The following is a 14,345-nucleotide window of genomic DNA, read 5'->3' as shown; positions in this document are numbered from 1 at the left end:
AGCTTTCATGGTGCACGCTGCGGTACTGTACGGTCCAGTCGTCAGGCCCTGCCAACACCCGCCAATTCTGCGAAGCGCCCCGGCGTGATGCCGTAGCGGGCACGGAAATGACGCGTCATATGGCTCTGGTCGGCGAAACCAGAGGCATCGGCCGCTTCCGCCAGCCCCTCGCCGGCAGCCATACGGGCACGGGCGGCGGCCAGCCTGCGCCCGACGAGATAGCGGTGTGGCGAGGTGCCGAGAAGCTGGCGGAAGGCGCGGGAAAGCTCGAACCGATCGAGGCCGGTGATGCGTTCGAGATCATCAGAGGTCACCTGCCGGTCGAATTCCTCGGCGAGGAACGAACGCGCCGCGGCAACCTTTTCGACAGGCAGTGCAGTCGCGCGCTGCGGCTTCGCATCGTCGCTGCGGCGAGCGAGGTGCGCGGCGACATCGGCGACGAAGGCGTCTGCCTGCAACGGCTCCATCGGATTGGGGAAGTCGGCGAAGGCGCCGTCAATGAGGGCGGCAAGCTCGGCGTCGCGCTCGACCACGCCAGGTACGAAAGGCAAGAGCCTGTCGCGGCCGAGCCCACGGCAGACGAGCCACGGCTCGACATAGAGCATGCGATAGGAAAAACCTTCCGGCACGCCGGCATGGCCGTCATGGACCTCGTCGGGATGCAGCACCATGCATTCGTGCTGGACGCTGACCCTGTCGCTGCCACGATAATGGAAGGCCTGCGCGCCCGACAGCGTGTGGCCGACGGCATAGGTTTCGTGCCGGTGCTGGTCATAGGCATGGCCGCCGAAGCGCGCAACAAGGCGCTGCAGACCCTGGGCCGGTTCGTCGGTGGCGATGAAGTCTTTGAGCATCAAGGCGGGGGTCATCAAGCAAGTCCGTGGTGCCTAAGGCTGCAATGTCGGGGCCCTTGCACAAACGTTCAAGACCCCGTCGGGACCGGGAGCTAGGCTTACGCCATGATGTACCCGACAAAGACCGCCCTCATCCTCATCGACGATCTCGCCGCTTGGCAGAAGGTCAACATTTCGGCCTTCCTGACCGGCGGGCTGATGCATGGCTATCCCGAGATGGCCGGCGAACCCTATCGCGACAATGACGACAACTTTTATCTCGCAATGATCCGCGAGCCGGTGTTCGTCTATGGCGCCGATAGCACGACGATAAGGCGCACCTATGAGCGGGCGCGCTCGCGCGGGCTGGCGTTTTCGATCTACACGCGGCCGCTGTTTGCCACCAGCAACGACGCCGACAACCGCGCCTCGGTAGCGGCGACGCCGGCCGCCGAACTCGACATCGTCGGGCTCGGCCTGCATGGCGAACGCAAGCTCATCGACAAGATCGTCAACGGGCTGAAGTTCCTGGCCTGACGAGCGCTACTTCGATGCCGACAGGCGCCTGGAGATCGGCTCGAACTCTGGTGTCGCCTTGCGCTTGACCGGATCGGGCTCGTTCTTTTCCATCGCGTCCCAGTATTTCCAGTTCACCTTGCCCGCGCCGAGCTCGTAGTCCATGCCGTCCCAGGCGTCCTCGCGGAAGCTGTAGAAGGCCCAGTGCAGCTTGTCGGCGTCGAGCGGGGCGAGCACGTCCTCGAGATATTGCGTGCAGAACGGCAGCCGTCGCATGCAGCCGAATTCGCCGGCGACGACGCGGTTGCGGGCGATGCCGTGGCTGTCGGCCCATTGCACCGGCTGGGCGAGATACGCCTTGACCCGCGCGGCATCCCAATTCTCCTCGGTGTCGCCATAAGGCACAATGCCAGGATACTGGTAGGGCTTATCGCGCTTCATGTTCGGGCTGCTGGTCGCGGCATAGGGCTCGTACATGTGGAAGGAATAGAGCACGCGGTCGTCCGACAGCGGGCCGGGCCAATAGGAAAAGGCATCGGCCGCCGCATACCAGCCGGCATCGGCCATGACAGGGGTCGCCGGATCGACTTCGCGGATCGCCTTGATCACCGTCTCGTAGAAGGCGGGCAGGTCGCGGGCGCTGCCCTTCTGCCTGGCATACCAGGCCTGCATCGCGGCTGTGTCGGCATGCTCGGCAAGGCCGTTGTTCTTTTCCGGCGCCGGCTCGTTGACGATATTGTAGGCGGCAACCGCCGGATGGTCCTTGAGCTCGGCAGCGAGATCACGCCAGAACGCGGCCGTCTCGGCCCAGTAGGCCTTGTCCTGCCACAGCCGGCCGTCGAATTTGTCGCCATTATTCTGCGCCCAGCGCATCCCCGGCAGCGACAGCGGCGCGATGACCACCTTGAGACCAGCCTTGTCGGCACGGTCGAGCACGGTCTTCAGCGTCTTCACGTCGGAAGCGACGAGGCCTTCATATTTGTCGGCGGTGCCGATCAGGAAATCGCGTTTCTGTGGCTTCCACTTGTCATAGGACAGCCGCACCCAGCTGGCGCCATAGCCGCGCAGCGCATCGAAATAGGCCTGGTCGGGCGGCAGGCGGTTGAAGCTGTTGCCACCGTGCTGCGGCTTGTCCCAGAAACCGATGAGATCGGCGGCATGAGCCTGCGGAATGGCTGCTGCGAGCGCCAGGGCGAAAATCAGTGAACGCATGAAAACCTTGCATATGGGATTCGAAAGTGGGAGAGGCTTGGTCAGCTTGGATTGCGGCGGAAGTGGGCATGGCTCGCCTTCGGCTTTCGCACAGAGCGCAGGAAATGCGGCCTTTGTGGTGGACAAGCAGACCTGATTCTGCTATCAGCCGCCCACAATTCGCGGTGGAACCCATCGCGGAGGCATCGTGGCTATTGCCGCTAGCCTTAGGATTTCGAACCCGAAAGACAGGATCACACGTGCAGGTACTCGTCCGCGATAACAATGTTGACCAGGCGCTTCGCGCGCTGAAAAAGAAAATGCAGCGCGAAGGCATCTTCCGTGAAATGAAGATGCGCGGTCACTACGAGAAGCCTTCGGAAAAGCGTGCTCGTGAAAAGGCTGAAGCCGTTCGCCGCGCCCGCAAGCTGGCTCGCAAGCGCGCCCAGCGCGAAGGCCTGCTGCCCAGCACGCCGCGCCCGGCAGCTGCCGCTGGTGCAGGTGCTGGCGCACGTCCGGCACGTTGATCTGCCAATCTTTGGTCCTTTTCGAAGGATAACGATAAGGTGGGGCGACCAAAAATCGCCGCCACCTTTTTGTTTTGTCCGGTTTCCATCGGACGCGGCGCTCAAGCCGTAGAGGCGCAAGCGAGGGACACGCAGCGATGAATGCAGTCATGAGCAACCGCAATTCCCTGCTGCGCAGCGGCGCCATGACAGCCCTCGTGCTGGTCGCCATGACCGTCGCCGGTTGCCAGTCGTCCGGCCCGGCCGGCGAGTTGACGCGCATCGACACGATGCAGGGCTCGAGCGAAAACATCTCGTCGCTGAGCGCCGTCATCTCGAGCAATCCCAACGACCCAGAAGCCTACAACGTGCGCGGCTCGGCCTATGGCCGCGGCGGCAAGTACCGCGAGGCCCTGCAGGATTTCGACCGGGCGCTGCAGCTCAACCCGAACTTCTACCAGGCCTATTCGAACCGGGCGCTGATCTACCGCTTCATGGGCAACCAGGCCTCGGCGCTGGCCGACTACAACAAGGCGATCCAGCTCAACGCGTCTTACGACGCGGCTTACATCGGGCGCGGCAATCTCTACCGCAAGGCAGGCCGCACCCAGGATGCCTTCAACGATTTCCAGAAGGCGATCGAGCTCGACACAACCGATCCGCGCGCCTACCACAATCGCGGCCTGATCTATCAGCAGCAGGGCCAGCACGCCTTTGCCCTCGAGGATTTCTCCAAGGCGATCTCGCTGTCGCCTGATGCCGCCGAGCCCTATAACGGCCGCGGCCTGTCCTACCTCGCCACCGGCGACGACGACAACGCCTTCGCCGACTTCAACATGGCGATCAAGCTCGACGGCAAGATCGCCGAGAGCTGGGCCAACCAGGCGCTGATCTACGAGCGCCGCGGCGACAAGGCCAAGGCCGCCAAGGCTTATTCCGAGGCGGTCCGGCTCGACCCCAACTACAAGCCGGCGGTCGACGGTCTCGCCCGCACGCGCGGTGGCGTCTGATCCTTCCTGACGAGGCATTGCCGTGAATTGCCTTGTCGTCCTGTCGCATCCGCTGCCCGCAAGCCTCAACCGGCATTTCGCCGAGACGGCGGTCGCCGAACTCACCAGCGCCGGCCACACCGTCACGCTGCTCGATCTCTATGCAAGCGACTTCGACCCGCGGCTCACCGCCACCGAGCGCGGATCCTATTACGGCGAGCACTTCGACGATAGCGCCCTTGAATCTCACGCTGTGGCCCTTCGCCACGCCGAAGTGCTGGTGCTTGTGTTCCCGACCTGGTGGTTCGGCCTGCCGGCGATGCTGAAGGGCTGGGTCGACCGCGTCTTCGCGCCCGGCATCGCCTTCGACCATGGCAGCGACTTCGGCCCGATCAGGCCCCTGCTCGGCAAGCTCCGCCATGTCGTGGCGATCACCACGCTTGGCAGCCCGTGGTGGGTCGACCGGCTTGTCATGCGCCGGCCCGTGCGCCGCATCCTGAAGTGGGGTCTGTTCAAGGCATGCGCGCCAAAGGCCCGCTTTGCCATGCTGTCGTTTTATGCCGCAGAAAAGCCTCAGCCCGAGCGCGTCATGCGTTTCGCCGACGCGATTCGTCGGCAATTGCGTGAGATCGCCTAGCCGCGCCCGCCTCCAGACGGGAACCTTTCAGCGGCTATGCGGTTGATATCGCTTCATGCCTGAAAGGATTCTCCTATGAAAAAGCTCGCCATCCTCGCCCTTGCCCTTGTGCCGTTTGCGGCACCTGCCCAGGCGCAATTCGGCGCCAAGCTCGGCATGCTGAGCTGCATCGTCAACGGCGGCACCGGCTTCGTCATCGGCTCGAGCAAGGACATGCAGTGCACCTTCACGCCGGCCTTCGGCAACCGCGCCCAGGAGATCTACTCCGGCCGCATCAACAAATATGGCGTCGACCTCGGCACCACCACCGGCGGCGCGCTGGAGTGGCTGGTGCTGGCGCCGAGCCGCGACGTCTATGATCCGGGCGGCCTCGCCGGCAACTATCTCGGCGCCACCGCCGAAGCAACCATCGCCGTCGGCCTTGGCGCCAACGTGCTGGTTGGCGGATCGAGCCGTTCGATCGCCCTGCAGCCGGTCAGCCTGCAGACTCAGACCGGCCTCAACGCCGCCGTAGCAATCGGCGCGCTGCAGCTGACCGCCCCGCTCAAATAGGGCGCGAGGGAGGCCGCCATGTTCGATCATGTCGGATTTCGCGTTCGCGACCTGGCCGCCTCCCGGCGCTTCTACGACGCGGTCGCCAGTGCGATCGGGCTTTCGACCATCGACAATTCGCCAACCTCGTTTTTGCTCGGCAAGAGCGCGTCGGAGCCGATCCCATTCCTGTGGATCGGCACCGACCAGCCAAGTTTCTGGAGCGGCGGCCACGTCACCTCGGCGAGCCCGCTCCACCTCGCCTTTTCCGTCGACAACCATGCCAAGGTGAACGCCTTCCACAAGGCGGCACTGGAAAATGGCGGCATCGACAACGGCATGCCCGGCCCGCGCGGGCCGGCGGAGATGGGCTACTACGGCGCCTATGTGCTTGACCCCGACGGCAACAACATCGAGGCCGGCTGCCGCAACTAGTTGTGCCATGCTGCCCCTGTCGAGGTGCGGCAACAGTCGATAACCATTCCCTCGATATCATCGCGCCACGAGGGGAATAGCATGCCCGAGACAGCCAGCCTCATCGCATTCGCGGCTATTGCCCTTGGTATGGTGCTGACGCCCGGTCCCAACATGATCTACCTGGTGTCGCGTTCGCTCAGCCAGGGCCCCAGGGCCGGCCTGATCTCGCTTGGCGGGGTGGCGCTCGGTTTCGTCGTCTACATGCTGTGCGCGGCTTTCGGCATCACCGCACTGGTGCTCGCCGTGCCCTACGCCTATGACGCCATCCGCTTCGCTGGCGCTGCCTATCTGCTCTGGCTCGCCTGGCAGGCGATCCGCCCGGGCGGCCGCTCGCCGTTCCACGTCCGCGCATTGCCTAGGGATGGCCCGCGCAAGCTGTTCGCCATGGGCTTCTTCACCAACCTGCTCAATCCCAAGGTCGCAGTGTTCTATCTGTCGCTGCTGCCGCAGTTCATCGACCCGGCGGCCGGCAACGTGCTGGCCCAGTTGCTGCTGCTCGGCACGATCCAGATCTGTATCAGCGTCTCGGTCAATGCGATGATCGCGCTGTCGGCGGGTTCGATCTCGACGTTCCTCGCCAACAACCCCGGCTGGGTCGCGGTGCAGCGCTGGCTGATGGGCACGGTGCTCGCCGGCCTGGCAGTGAAGATGGCAACCGAAGCCCAGCGCTAGACCGTGGGACCCGCCGGCTTCCTGCGCCGACGGACAGAAGGCTTCGGCACGGGCGGAACCAGGTCGGCCTTGCGGCCAAGGTCGACGGCATCGCGCAACACGTCGAGATGGCTGCGCAAACCACGCTCGCCCGATGCCAGCACCTCCCAGCCCTGAGCTGACGTCGACCAGTAATTGGTATGCGTGAAGATACGGCCGAGCGCCCAGTTCAGGCTGACTTGGATGTTGAGAATGCCGGGGCCGAAATTCTCGACCAGCGGACCGGAGATCGGATCGCCGGTCAGCCAGCCATTGCCCCTGTCATGGATATTGGTCCAGCGCGTCGCCGAAAAGATCGCGGCATGATGCGGATATCTCGGCGACCTCTGGGGATAGAGGATGCCCGACGTCTTGGTTTCCGCCACCGGCGGGCAGGTCGACAGCAGCCGCTCGTCGACAGCCTTGGCAAAGTCGGCGGCATTGTGCGTGACTAGGAACTCGGCATGGGTGAGCGGGCTGCCGAAGGTGACGAAGTCGCTGACCTTCCAGCTGTCGAGCTTGTCGGACGGTGCGGTGCGCAACTGACGATAGAGCTGCCATTGCAGGCTGCGAAATTCGGCCAGCTGGGCTGCATCCATCACAACCTTGGCCCGCTCGGCGCTGTCGATGGGCAGTGCTTTCTTGCCGACGGCGCGGAACGCCTTGAGCAGTTCCGGCTCGGTGCGGTTATTGCGGCCGCTCGGAGCGCGTTCGGCCCACAGCAGCTGCAGGATGTCGTAGGCAACGATGGTGCCAAGGCTGTGGGCGACAACGACGATGCGGTCATATGTCGGGTCGTCATTCAGCCCGCGCAACAACGCAAGCCCCCTCTCCCGAACTTCGGTGCGCTTGGCGATGGTGTCGGGTTCGGCGCGGACGTAGATGGCGACATCGCCGAAATAAGGCAGCAGAAAACTGCTGATCAGCCAGCCGACGACGACAGCGGCAAGACTCCAGACCCAGCCCGGCGCGAGCCACGTTCCAAGCCCGAACCACTCGATCAGGTTGGGCACGACCAGCAGGGCTGCAACCAGCACTGAAACCACCCAGGCGGCGATGTAGAGCCGCCGTGCATCGACGGGTACGTCAGACCACTTGCGCAGCAAAAGGCCCTTCACCCAGGCAACCAGGCGCTGGATGGTGGTGCCCTGGGTGATGTCGGACCAGTAGAGCTCATAGAATTCGGTTCGCCGCCCGTTGACGTCGTCGGGCGTGGTGATGCGGCGCAGCTCGTAGGAGCGCGCGCGCCGGTCCGGGTGAACCCAGCTCTTGTTGATCAGCCCATTGCCATCGGGATCTGGCTTGCGCGCGCCGAACCGGCCCTCGGTGCGGCTGAGATCGGAACTCCACACAGCGCTGACGAAGCCGCGGATGGTGTCCATCGGACGCTGCTCGCCCATGCCATGGACGATGACCACGGCCTGGCGCGGATTGTCCCTGGCTGACGGTCGTTTGGGTGCGGGACTGACATTCATCGGCAAATCCCCCCTGCCAAGCGCGAAGATGATCCAGCAAGTTCGGCAGCGTATGTCAGTTCCAACCAACAAAAAAGCCCGGGCATGTCCCGGGCTTTTGTTTGTCGAGGTGGTGGTTGGCTGGGCTGGTTGGCTCAGTGATCCATGGCCTTGACGATTTCTTCGGTCATCTTCTTGGCATCGCCGAGAAGCATCATGGTGCCGTCCTTGTAAAACAGCGTGTTGTCAATGCCGGCGTAACCGGAGCCCAAGCTGCGCTTGACGAACAGGCAGGTGCGCGCCTTGTCGACGTCGAGGATCGGCATGCCATAGATCGGCGAGCTCTTGTCGTCACGCGCCGAGGGGTTGGTGACGTCGTTGGCACCGATGACGTAAGCGACGTCGGCCTGGGCAAACTCGGAGTTGATGTCTTCGAGCTCGAAGACCTCGTCATAAGGCACGTTGGCCTCGGCGAGCAGCACGTTCATGTGGCCGGGCATACGGCCGGCGACCGGGTGGATGGCATACTTCACCTCGACGCCATTGGCCTTGAGCTTGTCGGCCATCTCGCGCAGCGCATGCTGGGCCTGGGCGACTGCCATGCCGTAGCCCGGCACGATGATGACCTTTTGGGCGTTCATCATCAGATAGGCCGCGTCGTCGGCGGCACCTGTCTTGACCGTGCGCTGGATGCCGTCGTCGACCACAGCTGCCGTCTCGCCGCCGAAGCCGCCTAATATGACCGAGATGAACGAGCGGTTCATGCCCTTGCACATGATGTAAGACAGGATCGCACCCGACGAGCCGACCAAGGCACCGGTGATGATCAGCGCGAGGTTGCCGAGCGTGAAGCCGAGCGCTGCCGCAGCCCAACCCGAATAGGAGTTGAGCATGGAGACGACCACCGGCATGTCGGCACCGCCGATCGGGATGATCAGCAGCACGCCGAGCGCAAGCGAAAGTGCCACGATCAGCCAGAAGATGGTCGTCGACTGGGTGGTGACGAGCAGCACGATCAGCACCACGAGCGCAATGGCAAGAGCTGCGTTGATGACATGGCGGCCCGGCAGCATGATCGGCTTGCCCGACATGCGGCCATCGAGCTTGAGGAAGGCGATGACCGAGCCGGTGAAGGTGATGGCGCCGATGGCGACGCCCAGGCTCATCTCGACAAGGGCCTGGCCGTGGATGGCCCCGACCGCACCGATGCCGAAGCTTTCGGGCGCATAGACCGCGGCTGCCGCGACCATCACCGCGGCCATGCCGACAAGGCTGTGGAAGGCAGCGACAAGCTGCGGCATCGAGGTCATGGCGATGCGGCGCGCGGTGACAGCACCGACACCGCCACCGATGGCAAGGCCGAGCACGATCAGGCCGAGGCCGGTCGCCGATGGCTTGGCCAGCGCCAGCGTGGTGACGATGGCGATGCCCATGCCGACCATGCCGTAGGTGTTGCCCTTGCGGGAGGTGGTCGGGTGCGACAGGCCGCGCAGCGCCAGGATGAACAGGATGCCGGAGACGAGGTAGAGGAAGGAAGCGAGGTTAATGGTCACGTCACTTGTCCTTCTTCTTGTACATCGCCAGCATGCGCTGGGTGACGAGGAAGCCGCCGAAGATGTTGACCGAGGCCAGCACCAGGGCAACGAAGCCAAAGCCGGTGGCAAGGCCCGATGCGGCAATGCCGACGGCCAGCAGCGCACCGACGACGATGACCGAGGAGATCGCGTTGGTCACCGCCATCAAAGGTGTGTGCAGGGCCGGTGTCACCGACCATACGACGTAGTAGCCGACGAAGATCGCCAAAACGAAGATGGCGAAGCGGAACACAAACGGGTCGATCGCTCCGCCAGTGACGGCGTGCGCCGCATTGCCGGCGGCTTCCGCCGCACCTTCTGATGTGGCGAGATCCTGGACGCCGAGCCGGACGGCAGCGACCGCCTGGTCGAGCTGGTCGAGGGCTTTTTGAAGACCTTCCATCACGCGTCTCCCTGAGATGACTTCTTCGGCTGGGCAGCCGGCTTTTTGGCAGCGGCGGGCTTGTTGGCGGCCGCCGGTTTGTCAGCCTTGGCGGCAACTGTCTTCGGCGTTGCCTTCTTCGGCGCTGCCTTGGCGGTACCATCGCTTGCCGGATCGTCGCCGCGGTTTTGGCCCGCAACGATCGGTTTTGGCTTGTCCGCTGCGGCAGCTGCCGCATTGACGAAGTTGGGATGCACGACCTTGCCGCCGTCGGTCAGCATGGTTGCCTTGACCAGTTCGTCGTCGCGGTTGATGGCGATCTGCTTGCTCGTCTTGTCGACCATGGTCTCGAGGAAGGCGAACAGGTTCTTGGCATAAAGCAGCGAGGCGGAAGCCGCGACACGGCCTGGCACGTTGAGATGGCCGACGATCTTGACGCCGTTGGTGGTGGTCACGACCTTGCCTGGCTGAGCACCTTCGACATTGCCGCCGCGCTCGACGGCGAGGTCGACAAGCACCGAACCCGGCTTCATCGAAGCGACCATCTGAGCCGACACCAGCTTTGGCGCCGGACGGCCCGGGATCAGGGCGGTGGTGATGACGATGTCCTGCTTGGCGATGTGCTCGGCAGTCAGTGCCGCCTGCTTGGCCTGGTACTCCTTCGACATCTCCTTGGCGTAACCGCCAGCGGTCTCCGCTGCCTTGAACTCCTCGTCTTCGACAGCGAGGAATTTGGCGCCGAGCGAGGCGACCTGTTCCTTCACCGCCGGACGTACGTCGGTGGCGGTGACGATCGCACCCATGCGGCGCGCGGTGGCGATCGCCTGCAGGCCGGCAACGCCGACACCCATGATGAACACTTTGGCCGCAGGAACAGTACCGGCCGCGGTCATCATCATCGGCAGCGCCCGGTCATATTCCGAAGCACCGTCGATGACGGCCTGGTAGCCGGCGAGGTTGGCCTGCGACGACAGCACGTCCATCACCTGGGCCCGGGTGATGCGCGGCATGAACTCCATGGCAAAGGCCGTCACACCGGCCTTGGCCATCGCAGCGACCGCAGCGTCGTTGCCATAAGGATCCATGGTGGCGAGCACCGCGGCACCTGGCTTGTAGCCCTTGAGCTCAGCCTCGCTGGGACGGCGCACCTTCAGCACGACATCTGCTTTCGCAGCATCGGATGCCTTGCCGATGACGGCGCCAACGGCGGCGAAATCGGCATCGGGAATGCGCGACAAGGTCCCTGCCCCAGTTTCGACAACCACGGCAAAACCAAGCCCGACAAGGCGTTTCACCGTATCCGGCGAAGCACCAACGCGGCTCTCAATCGCTTCAAGCTCTCTGGGTATGAATATCGTCTGGCCCACCGTGACGTCCTTTCGGTTGGAACCTTACCAAACGTAAAGTGCCGGACGCACACAGACGCGTCGGCGCCTTACCAACGAAATCTACAATGGGTAGTGACGAAGAAGCCGCCGACGCACCCGCACCAAAAACGTATCAGGACAGTGCCTTGCCGGGCGCTTCCGCCGGCAAGGTTATTGCTTGCAGCCGCTTTTGGTCCACGCTCTTCGCAAGAAGATCGCCCGTTCAGCTTCGGCCGGAAACTGGCCGCGAGACGAACCGGCGCGGGAAACCCGCGACTGCCAGGAAATCAATCAGCGAATGTGGGTCGGCACGTCGCGCAGCAGGTAGCCGCCAACGCCGCAGAGGACCAGGAACAGTACGACGCTGGAGAAGAACCCGGCCGGCGTGAAAAAGCCGAAAGCCATGGCGATCATCAGCGCGACGCAGCCCAGCGTGCCGTATTTAGACAGCATGATGAACATCGAATAGGTTTTCTCGTGCTCGGCGTAATCCATCTGCGCGCCAAGTTCGATCGGGCCGGTCGGCGTGTTATCAGCCATGAGAGTCCCCTCCGGAAAACGAGTTCAAGGGCACATACCTAAATGCGCGCTGCAGGGCAATGGAAAGATTGCCCCTTTGGCTGCGACAAGATTATCAATCCCCAGTAGGGAAATAAATGCTCATTTGATCAAACGTCAAGTTATTTGTGGCTTTCGTGACGACTGATATCGCAAGACGGAGGTAGCGATGGCTTCGCAAGCGGCAGTTGGATGGTTGCGATGAGGCGGGACCGGTCGCACAGCGGCACGCCACATCGGGCTCGAACAGTCGAGGGCGGGCTCATGCGCCTGCCCTGCAGACGGGCCAGAATGGGCTCCAGCTTGCCGGCGAGCCAGGACATGCCGCACCCTGGGAACCAAGCGCCGTGCGCAAAAGGCGCTAGTTCTTGCAGGCCTCCTAGTTCTTGCAGGCCTCCTAGTTCTTGCAGGCCTCCTAGTTCTTGCAGGCCTCGTTGAGCGGCCACGGCGTGTGCGCTGCGGCGAACTTGCCGGCTTGCTGATCGACAAGCGGCGCGATCATCTCACGGTCGGCGGTCAGCGGGTGCGATGCCCGGACGAACTTGGCACCGTCCCACTGCAACAACCAGGCGCTGCCATTGCCGGCGTGGCTGGCGCAGGAGGTGGCGAACGGGCCGATCATGCCTGCCATTCCGAGTGCTGCCAGCCTGTCACTGTCGAGCTTGAGGTTTTCGAGGCCCCAGCGCATCTGCTCGCCATTGATCAGCCTCTTGTCGAAATGCTCCTGGGCAACCTTGATCGCTTCGGCAGACAGCATCGAGATCAAGACGCCGCGCTGGTAGAACACCTTGTCGAGCGCTTCGAGCGGCGTCTGCGACTTGCCGGCATCGACAACATATTTGCGGATGTCCTTGATCACCTCCGCATCCAGCGCAGGCAGGTTCCACGACAGGGCGCGGTAGCCCTTCGCGGCTTCGCCCACCAGCTTGAGGTCATCGTCGTTGGCCGACCACCAGATGCCGACCAGCCTGTCCATGGCAAGGCCCGACTTCACCGCCTCGGCCAGAGCGCCGCCATTCATCGCGCCCCATCCCCACAGCAGCACGAAATCAGGCTTCTCGCTCTTGATCTTCGCCCATTGCAACGACTGGCTCTGCATCTCCTTGGCTGCCACCGGCACAGGCAGGAGCGTGAAGTCGAAGCTGTCGGCATAGGCCTGGAGCAGCGGGATCGGCTCCTCGCCATAAGGACCGTCGAGATGCAACAGAACGACCTTCTTGCCGCGCAGGCTGTCGAGGTCGTCGCCCGATATGCCCTTGAGCATCATCGAGGCGCCGTCCCAGTAGCTGACGGGCGGATTGAAAGCCCAGGGAAAATGCTTGCCGTCTGATATGGCCGAGAAGCCGTATCCCGGCGCAAGCACCGGCACCTTGTCGGCGCTTGCCTTCGGCAGCAGTTCAAGGGTGATGGCGGGCGACCAGGGCTGGGTGACCAGGCTCGATGCCTTGGCCTTGTCGTAGCACTCGGTGGCCTTGTCGACGCTGAAGCCGGTTTCGCACTCGTCATAGTTCAGCTTGATGCCGTTGATGCCACCGTCGCGCTCGTTGAGCATCAGCATGTAGTCGCGCTGGCCGTCCATCAGCGGCGTGCCGGCAGCCGCGTACGGACCGGTGCGGAACGTCATGTTGGCAATGGCGAGCGTGTCTTCGGCGGCCCGCACCGGCGCGGGCAGGACCGACCCAAGCAGCAGCGCTGTCCGCAAAAGGAGCTTGGTAACAGGCGTCGTCATTGTTCCCGCAGATTCCGGATCACAGTGCCGCCGACCTTACGCCAAGCTCAGGCAGCTTCGCGATAGTATTTTGCCGTCGGCAGGATGGTCAGTGGCGCCAGCTCACCCATCGGCGCCTTGCCGAACATCAGCCGCTGCTCCATCGGCGTCGACTTGAAGAATGGGAACCGCTGGAACGAACGCTCACGGATGCTGTTGACGTCAGCACGGTAGAGCACGACGCGGTAGTTGAGGCCGGGATAATCGCGCAGCTCGCCGATCTGTTCCGACTTGTAGATGCGGCGATAAAAGCCCGCATGCTCGGGACGGATGGTCGACAGGCAGTAAGGCGCTTCGAAATAAAAGCAGGCCATGCCGGCAAGGCGAAGCGTGAGATAGGGGATCTGCGGATAGACACGCGACCAGTCAGGATCGGCAGCGAAGCGGCTGGGATCGACGAAGTTGGCGCCGGCTGCCAGCTGAGGACGCAGGATATCGCCATAAACGGTTGTCGATGGCGACGCCGGCGTTTCGCGGCAGGCATGATGGATGCGCAGGGTGCTGACCAGCTGGCCATCGATGTAGATGCCGAACTTGTAGCAGTTCTCGGTCTCGTCGAGATCGTCATGGATCGTGTGGTCGGCGTTTTCCGACACCATGTCGCTCAGCCGGTAGGACTTGTAGCGCAGGCGGTAGATGTCTTCGAGGTCCTCGCCCTTGTCGCAGCGACGGTATTCGACCCGCTCGAGCAGGCTTGAAACGTGGCTCGCGAAACTCGAGCTTTCACCGGAAACACTGCTACTCTTAACGTCGGCGTCACCGCCCGACGTTGCTTGATGGATCGTCATGGTATTCCCCGTACTTCCGCCCAGTCGAAGGGTAGCGGAGGCCGGGGTGATGTAAAGATGAAATTCAAACTGTCTCTATTTACC

At 63.3% G+C, this 14,345-nt stretch carries 16 protein-coding genes; 7 read left to right on the top strand and 9 right to left on the bottom strand.

What is annotated here, in order from left to right:
* Positions 1-41 precede the first annotated feature (41 nt).
* Positions 42-869 carry an AraC family transcriptional regulator gene (locus IHE39_RS23440; RefSeq protein ID WP_192568137.1) on the bottom strand — a complete coding sequence of 276 codons (828 nt, stop codon included), beginning with the start codon at positions 867-869 and terminating at the stop codon, positions 42-44.
* A gap of 90 nt (positions 870-959) precedes the next feature.
* Between IHE39_RS23440 and IHE39_RS23435 the strand changes: the two genes are divergently transcribed.
* On the top strand, positions 960-1,370 hold the full coding sequence (locus IHE39_RS23435; RefSeq protein ID WP_246470771.1) for a DUF2000 domain-containing protein: 411 nt from the start codon (positions 960-962) through the stop codon (positions 1,368-1,370).
* A 6-nt stretch (positions 1,371-1,376) separates the two neighbouring features.
* Here IHE39_RS23435 and IHE39_RS23430 read toward each other — a convergent pair whose 3' ends face one another.
* The gene (locus IHE39_RS23430) at positions 1,377-2,561 is read right to left on the bottom strand and encodes a glycoside hydrolase family 5 protein (protein ID WP_192568136.1); all 1,185 of its coding nucleotides are present in this window, start codon (positions 2,559-2,561) and stop codon (positions 1,377-1,379) included.
* A 239-nt stretch (positions 2,562-2,800) separates the two neighbouring features.
* Here IHE39_RS23430 and rpsU point away from each other — a divergent pair, with 239 nt between their 5' ends.
* The 6 genes from rpsU to IHE39_RS23400 all read left to right on the top strand — a co-directional run bounded on the left by rpsU (position 2,801) and on the right by IHE39_RS23400 (position 6,352).
* Positions 2,801-3,067 carry a 30S ribosomal protein S21 gene (gene rpsU, locus IHE39_RS23425; RefSeq protein WP_067958156.1) on the top strand — a complete coding sequence of 89 codons (267 nt, stop codon included), beginning with the start codon at positions 2,801-2,803 and terminating at the stop codon, positions 3,065-3,067.
* 149 nt (positions 3,068-3,216) lie between these two features.
* On the top strand, positions 3,217-4,056 hold the full coding sequence (locus IHE39_RS23420) for a tetratricopeptide repeat protein (protein WP_434781335.1): 840 nt from the start codon (positions 3,217-3,219) through the stop codon (positions 4,054-4,056).
* A gap of 22 nt (positions 4,057-4,078) precedes the next feature.
* Positions 4,079-4,672, top strand: a complete 594-nt coding sequence (locus IHE39_RS23415; RefSeq protein WP_192568135.1) for an NAD(P)H-dependent oxidoreductase — start codon at positions 4,079-4,081, stop codon at positions 4,670-4,672.
* A gap of 75 nt (positions 4,673-4,747) precedes the next feature.
* Positions 4,748-5,224 carry a DUF992 domain-containing protein gene (locus tag IHE39_RS23410; RefSeq protein WP_184769554.1) on the top strand — a complete coding sequence of 159 codons (477 nt, stop codon included), beginning with the start codon at positions 4,748-4,750 and terminating at the stop codon, positions 5,222-5,224.
* A gap of 18 nt (positions 5,225-5,242) precedes the next feature.
* Positions 5,243-5,638: a VOC family protein gene (locus IHE39_RS23405; RefSeq protein WP_184769553.1), complete on the top strand. Its 396-nt coding sequence runs from the start codon at positions 5,243-5,245 to the stop codon at positions 5,636-5,638.
* An 81-nt stretch (positions 5,639-5,719) separates the two neighbouring features.
* Positions 5,720-6,352, top strand: coding sequence for a LysE family translocator (locus tag IHE39_RS23400; protein ID WP_184769552.1), 633 nt, complete (start codon positions 5,720-5,722; stop codon positions 6,350-6,352).
* Here IHE39_RS23400 and IHE39_RS23395 read toward each other — a convergent pair.
* The 7 genes from IHE39_RS23395 to IHE39_RS23365 form a co-directional block, all read right to left on the bottom strand.
* Positions 6,349-7,845: a hypothetical protein gene (locus IHE39_RS23395; RefSeq protein WP_192568134.1), complete on the bottom strand. Its 1,497-nt coding sequence runs from the start codon at positions 7,843-7,845 to the stop codon at positions 6,349-6,351. The two genes, IHE39_RS23400 and IHE39_RS23395, sit on opposite strands and share 4 nt — an antisense overlap.
* A 134-nt stretch (positions 7,846-7,979) precedes the next feature.
* Entirely contained in the window at positions 7,980-9,377 is a 1,398-nt protein-coding gene (locus IHE39_RS23390) for an NAD(P)(+) transhydrogenase (Re/Si-specific) subunit beta (protein ID WP_192567042.1), read from the bottom strand.
* 1 nt (position 9,378) lies between these two features.
* Positions 9,379-9,801, bottom strand: coding sequence for a proton-translocating transhydrogenase family protein (locus IHE39_RS23385; RefSeq protein WP_192567043.1), 423 nt, complete (start codon positions 9,799-9,801; stop codon positions 9,379-9,381).
* Positions 9,801-11,147, bottom strand: a complete 1,347-nt coding sequence (locus IHE39_RS23380) for a Re/Si-specific NAD(P)(+) transhydrogenase subunit alpha (RefSeq protein WP_192568133.1) — start codon at positions 11,145-11,147, stop codon at positions 9,801-9,803. The genes IHE39_RS23385 and IHE39_RS23380 overlap by 1 nt, the downstream gene beginning before the upstream one ends.
* Positions 11,148-11,438: 291 nt before the next feature.
* On the bottom strand, positions 11,439-11,687 hold the full coding sequence (locus IHE39_RS23375) for an aa3-type cytochrome c oxidase subunit IV (protein WP_184770603.1): 249 nt from the start codon (positions 11,685-11,687) through the stop codon (positions 11,439-11,441).
* A gap of 433 nt (positions 11,688-12,120) precedes the next feature.
* On the bottom strand, positions 12,121-13,434 hold the full coding sequence (locus IHE39_RS23370) for an ABC transporter substrate-binding protein (RefSeq protein WP_192568132.1): 1,314 nt from the start codon (positions 13,432-13,434) through the stop codon (positions 12,121-12,123).
* A gap of 47 nt (positions 13,435-13,481) precedes the next feature.
* Positions 13,482-14,261, bottom strand: coding sequence for an N-acyl amino acid synthase FeeM domain-containing protein (locus tag IHE39_RS23365; RefSeq protein ID WP_184770605.1), 780 nt, complete (start codon positions 14,259-14,261; stop codon positions 13,482-13,484).
* Positions 14,262-14,345: the final 84 nt, after the last annotated feature.

Origin of the sequence: Aminobacter carboxidus (assembly GCF_014863355.1) — a bacterium.
Classification (GTDB): Bacteria; Pseudomonadota; Alphaproteobacteria; order Rhizobiales; family Rhizobiaceae; genus Aminobacter; species Aminobacter carboxidus.
Note: the sequence above shows the minus strand (reverse complement) of the source record. Positions and strands in the feature narration are given on the sequence as shown.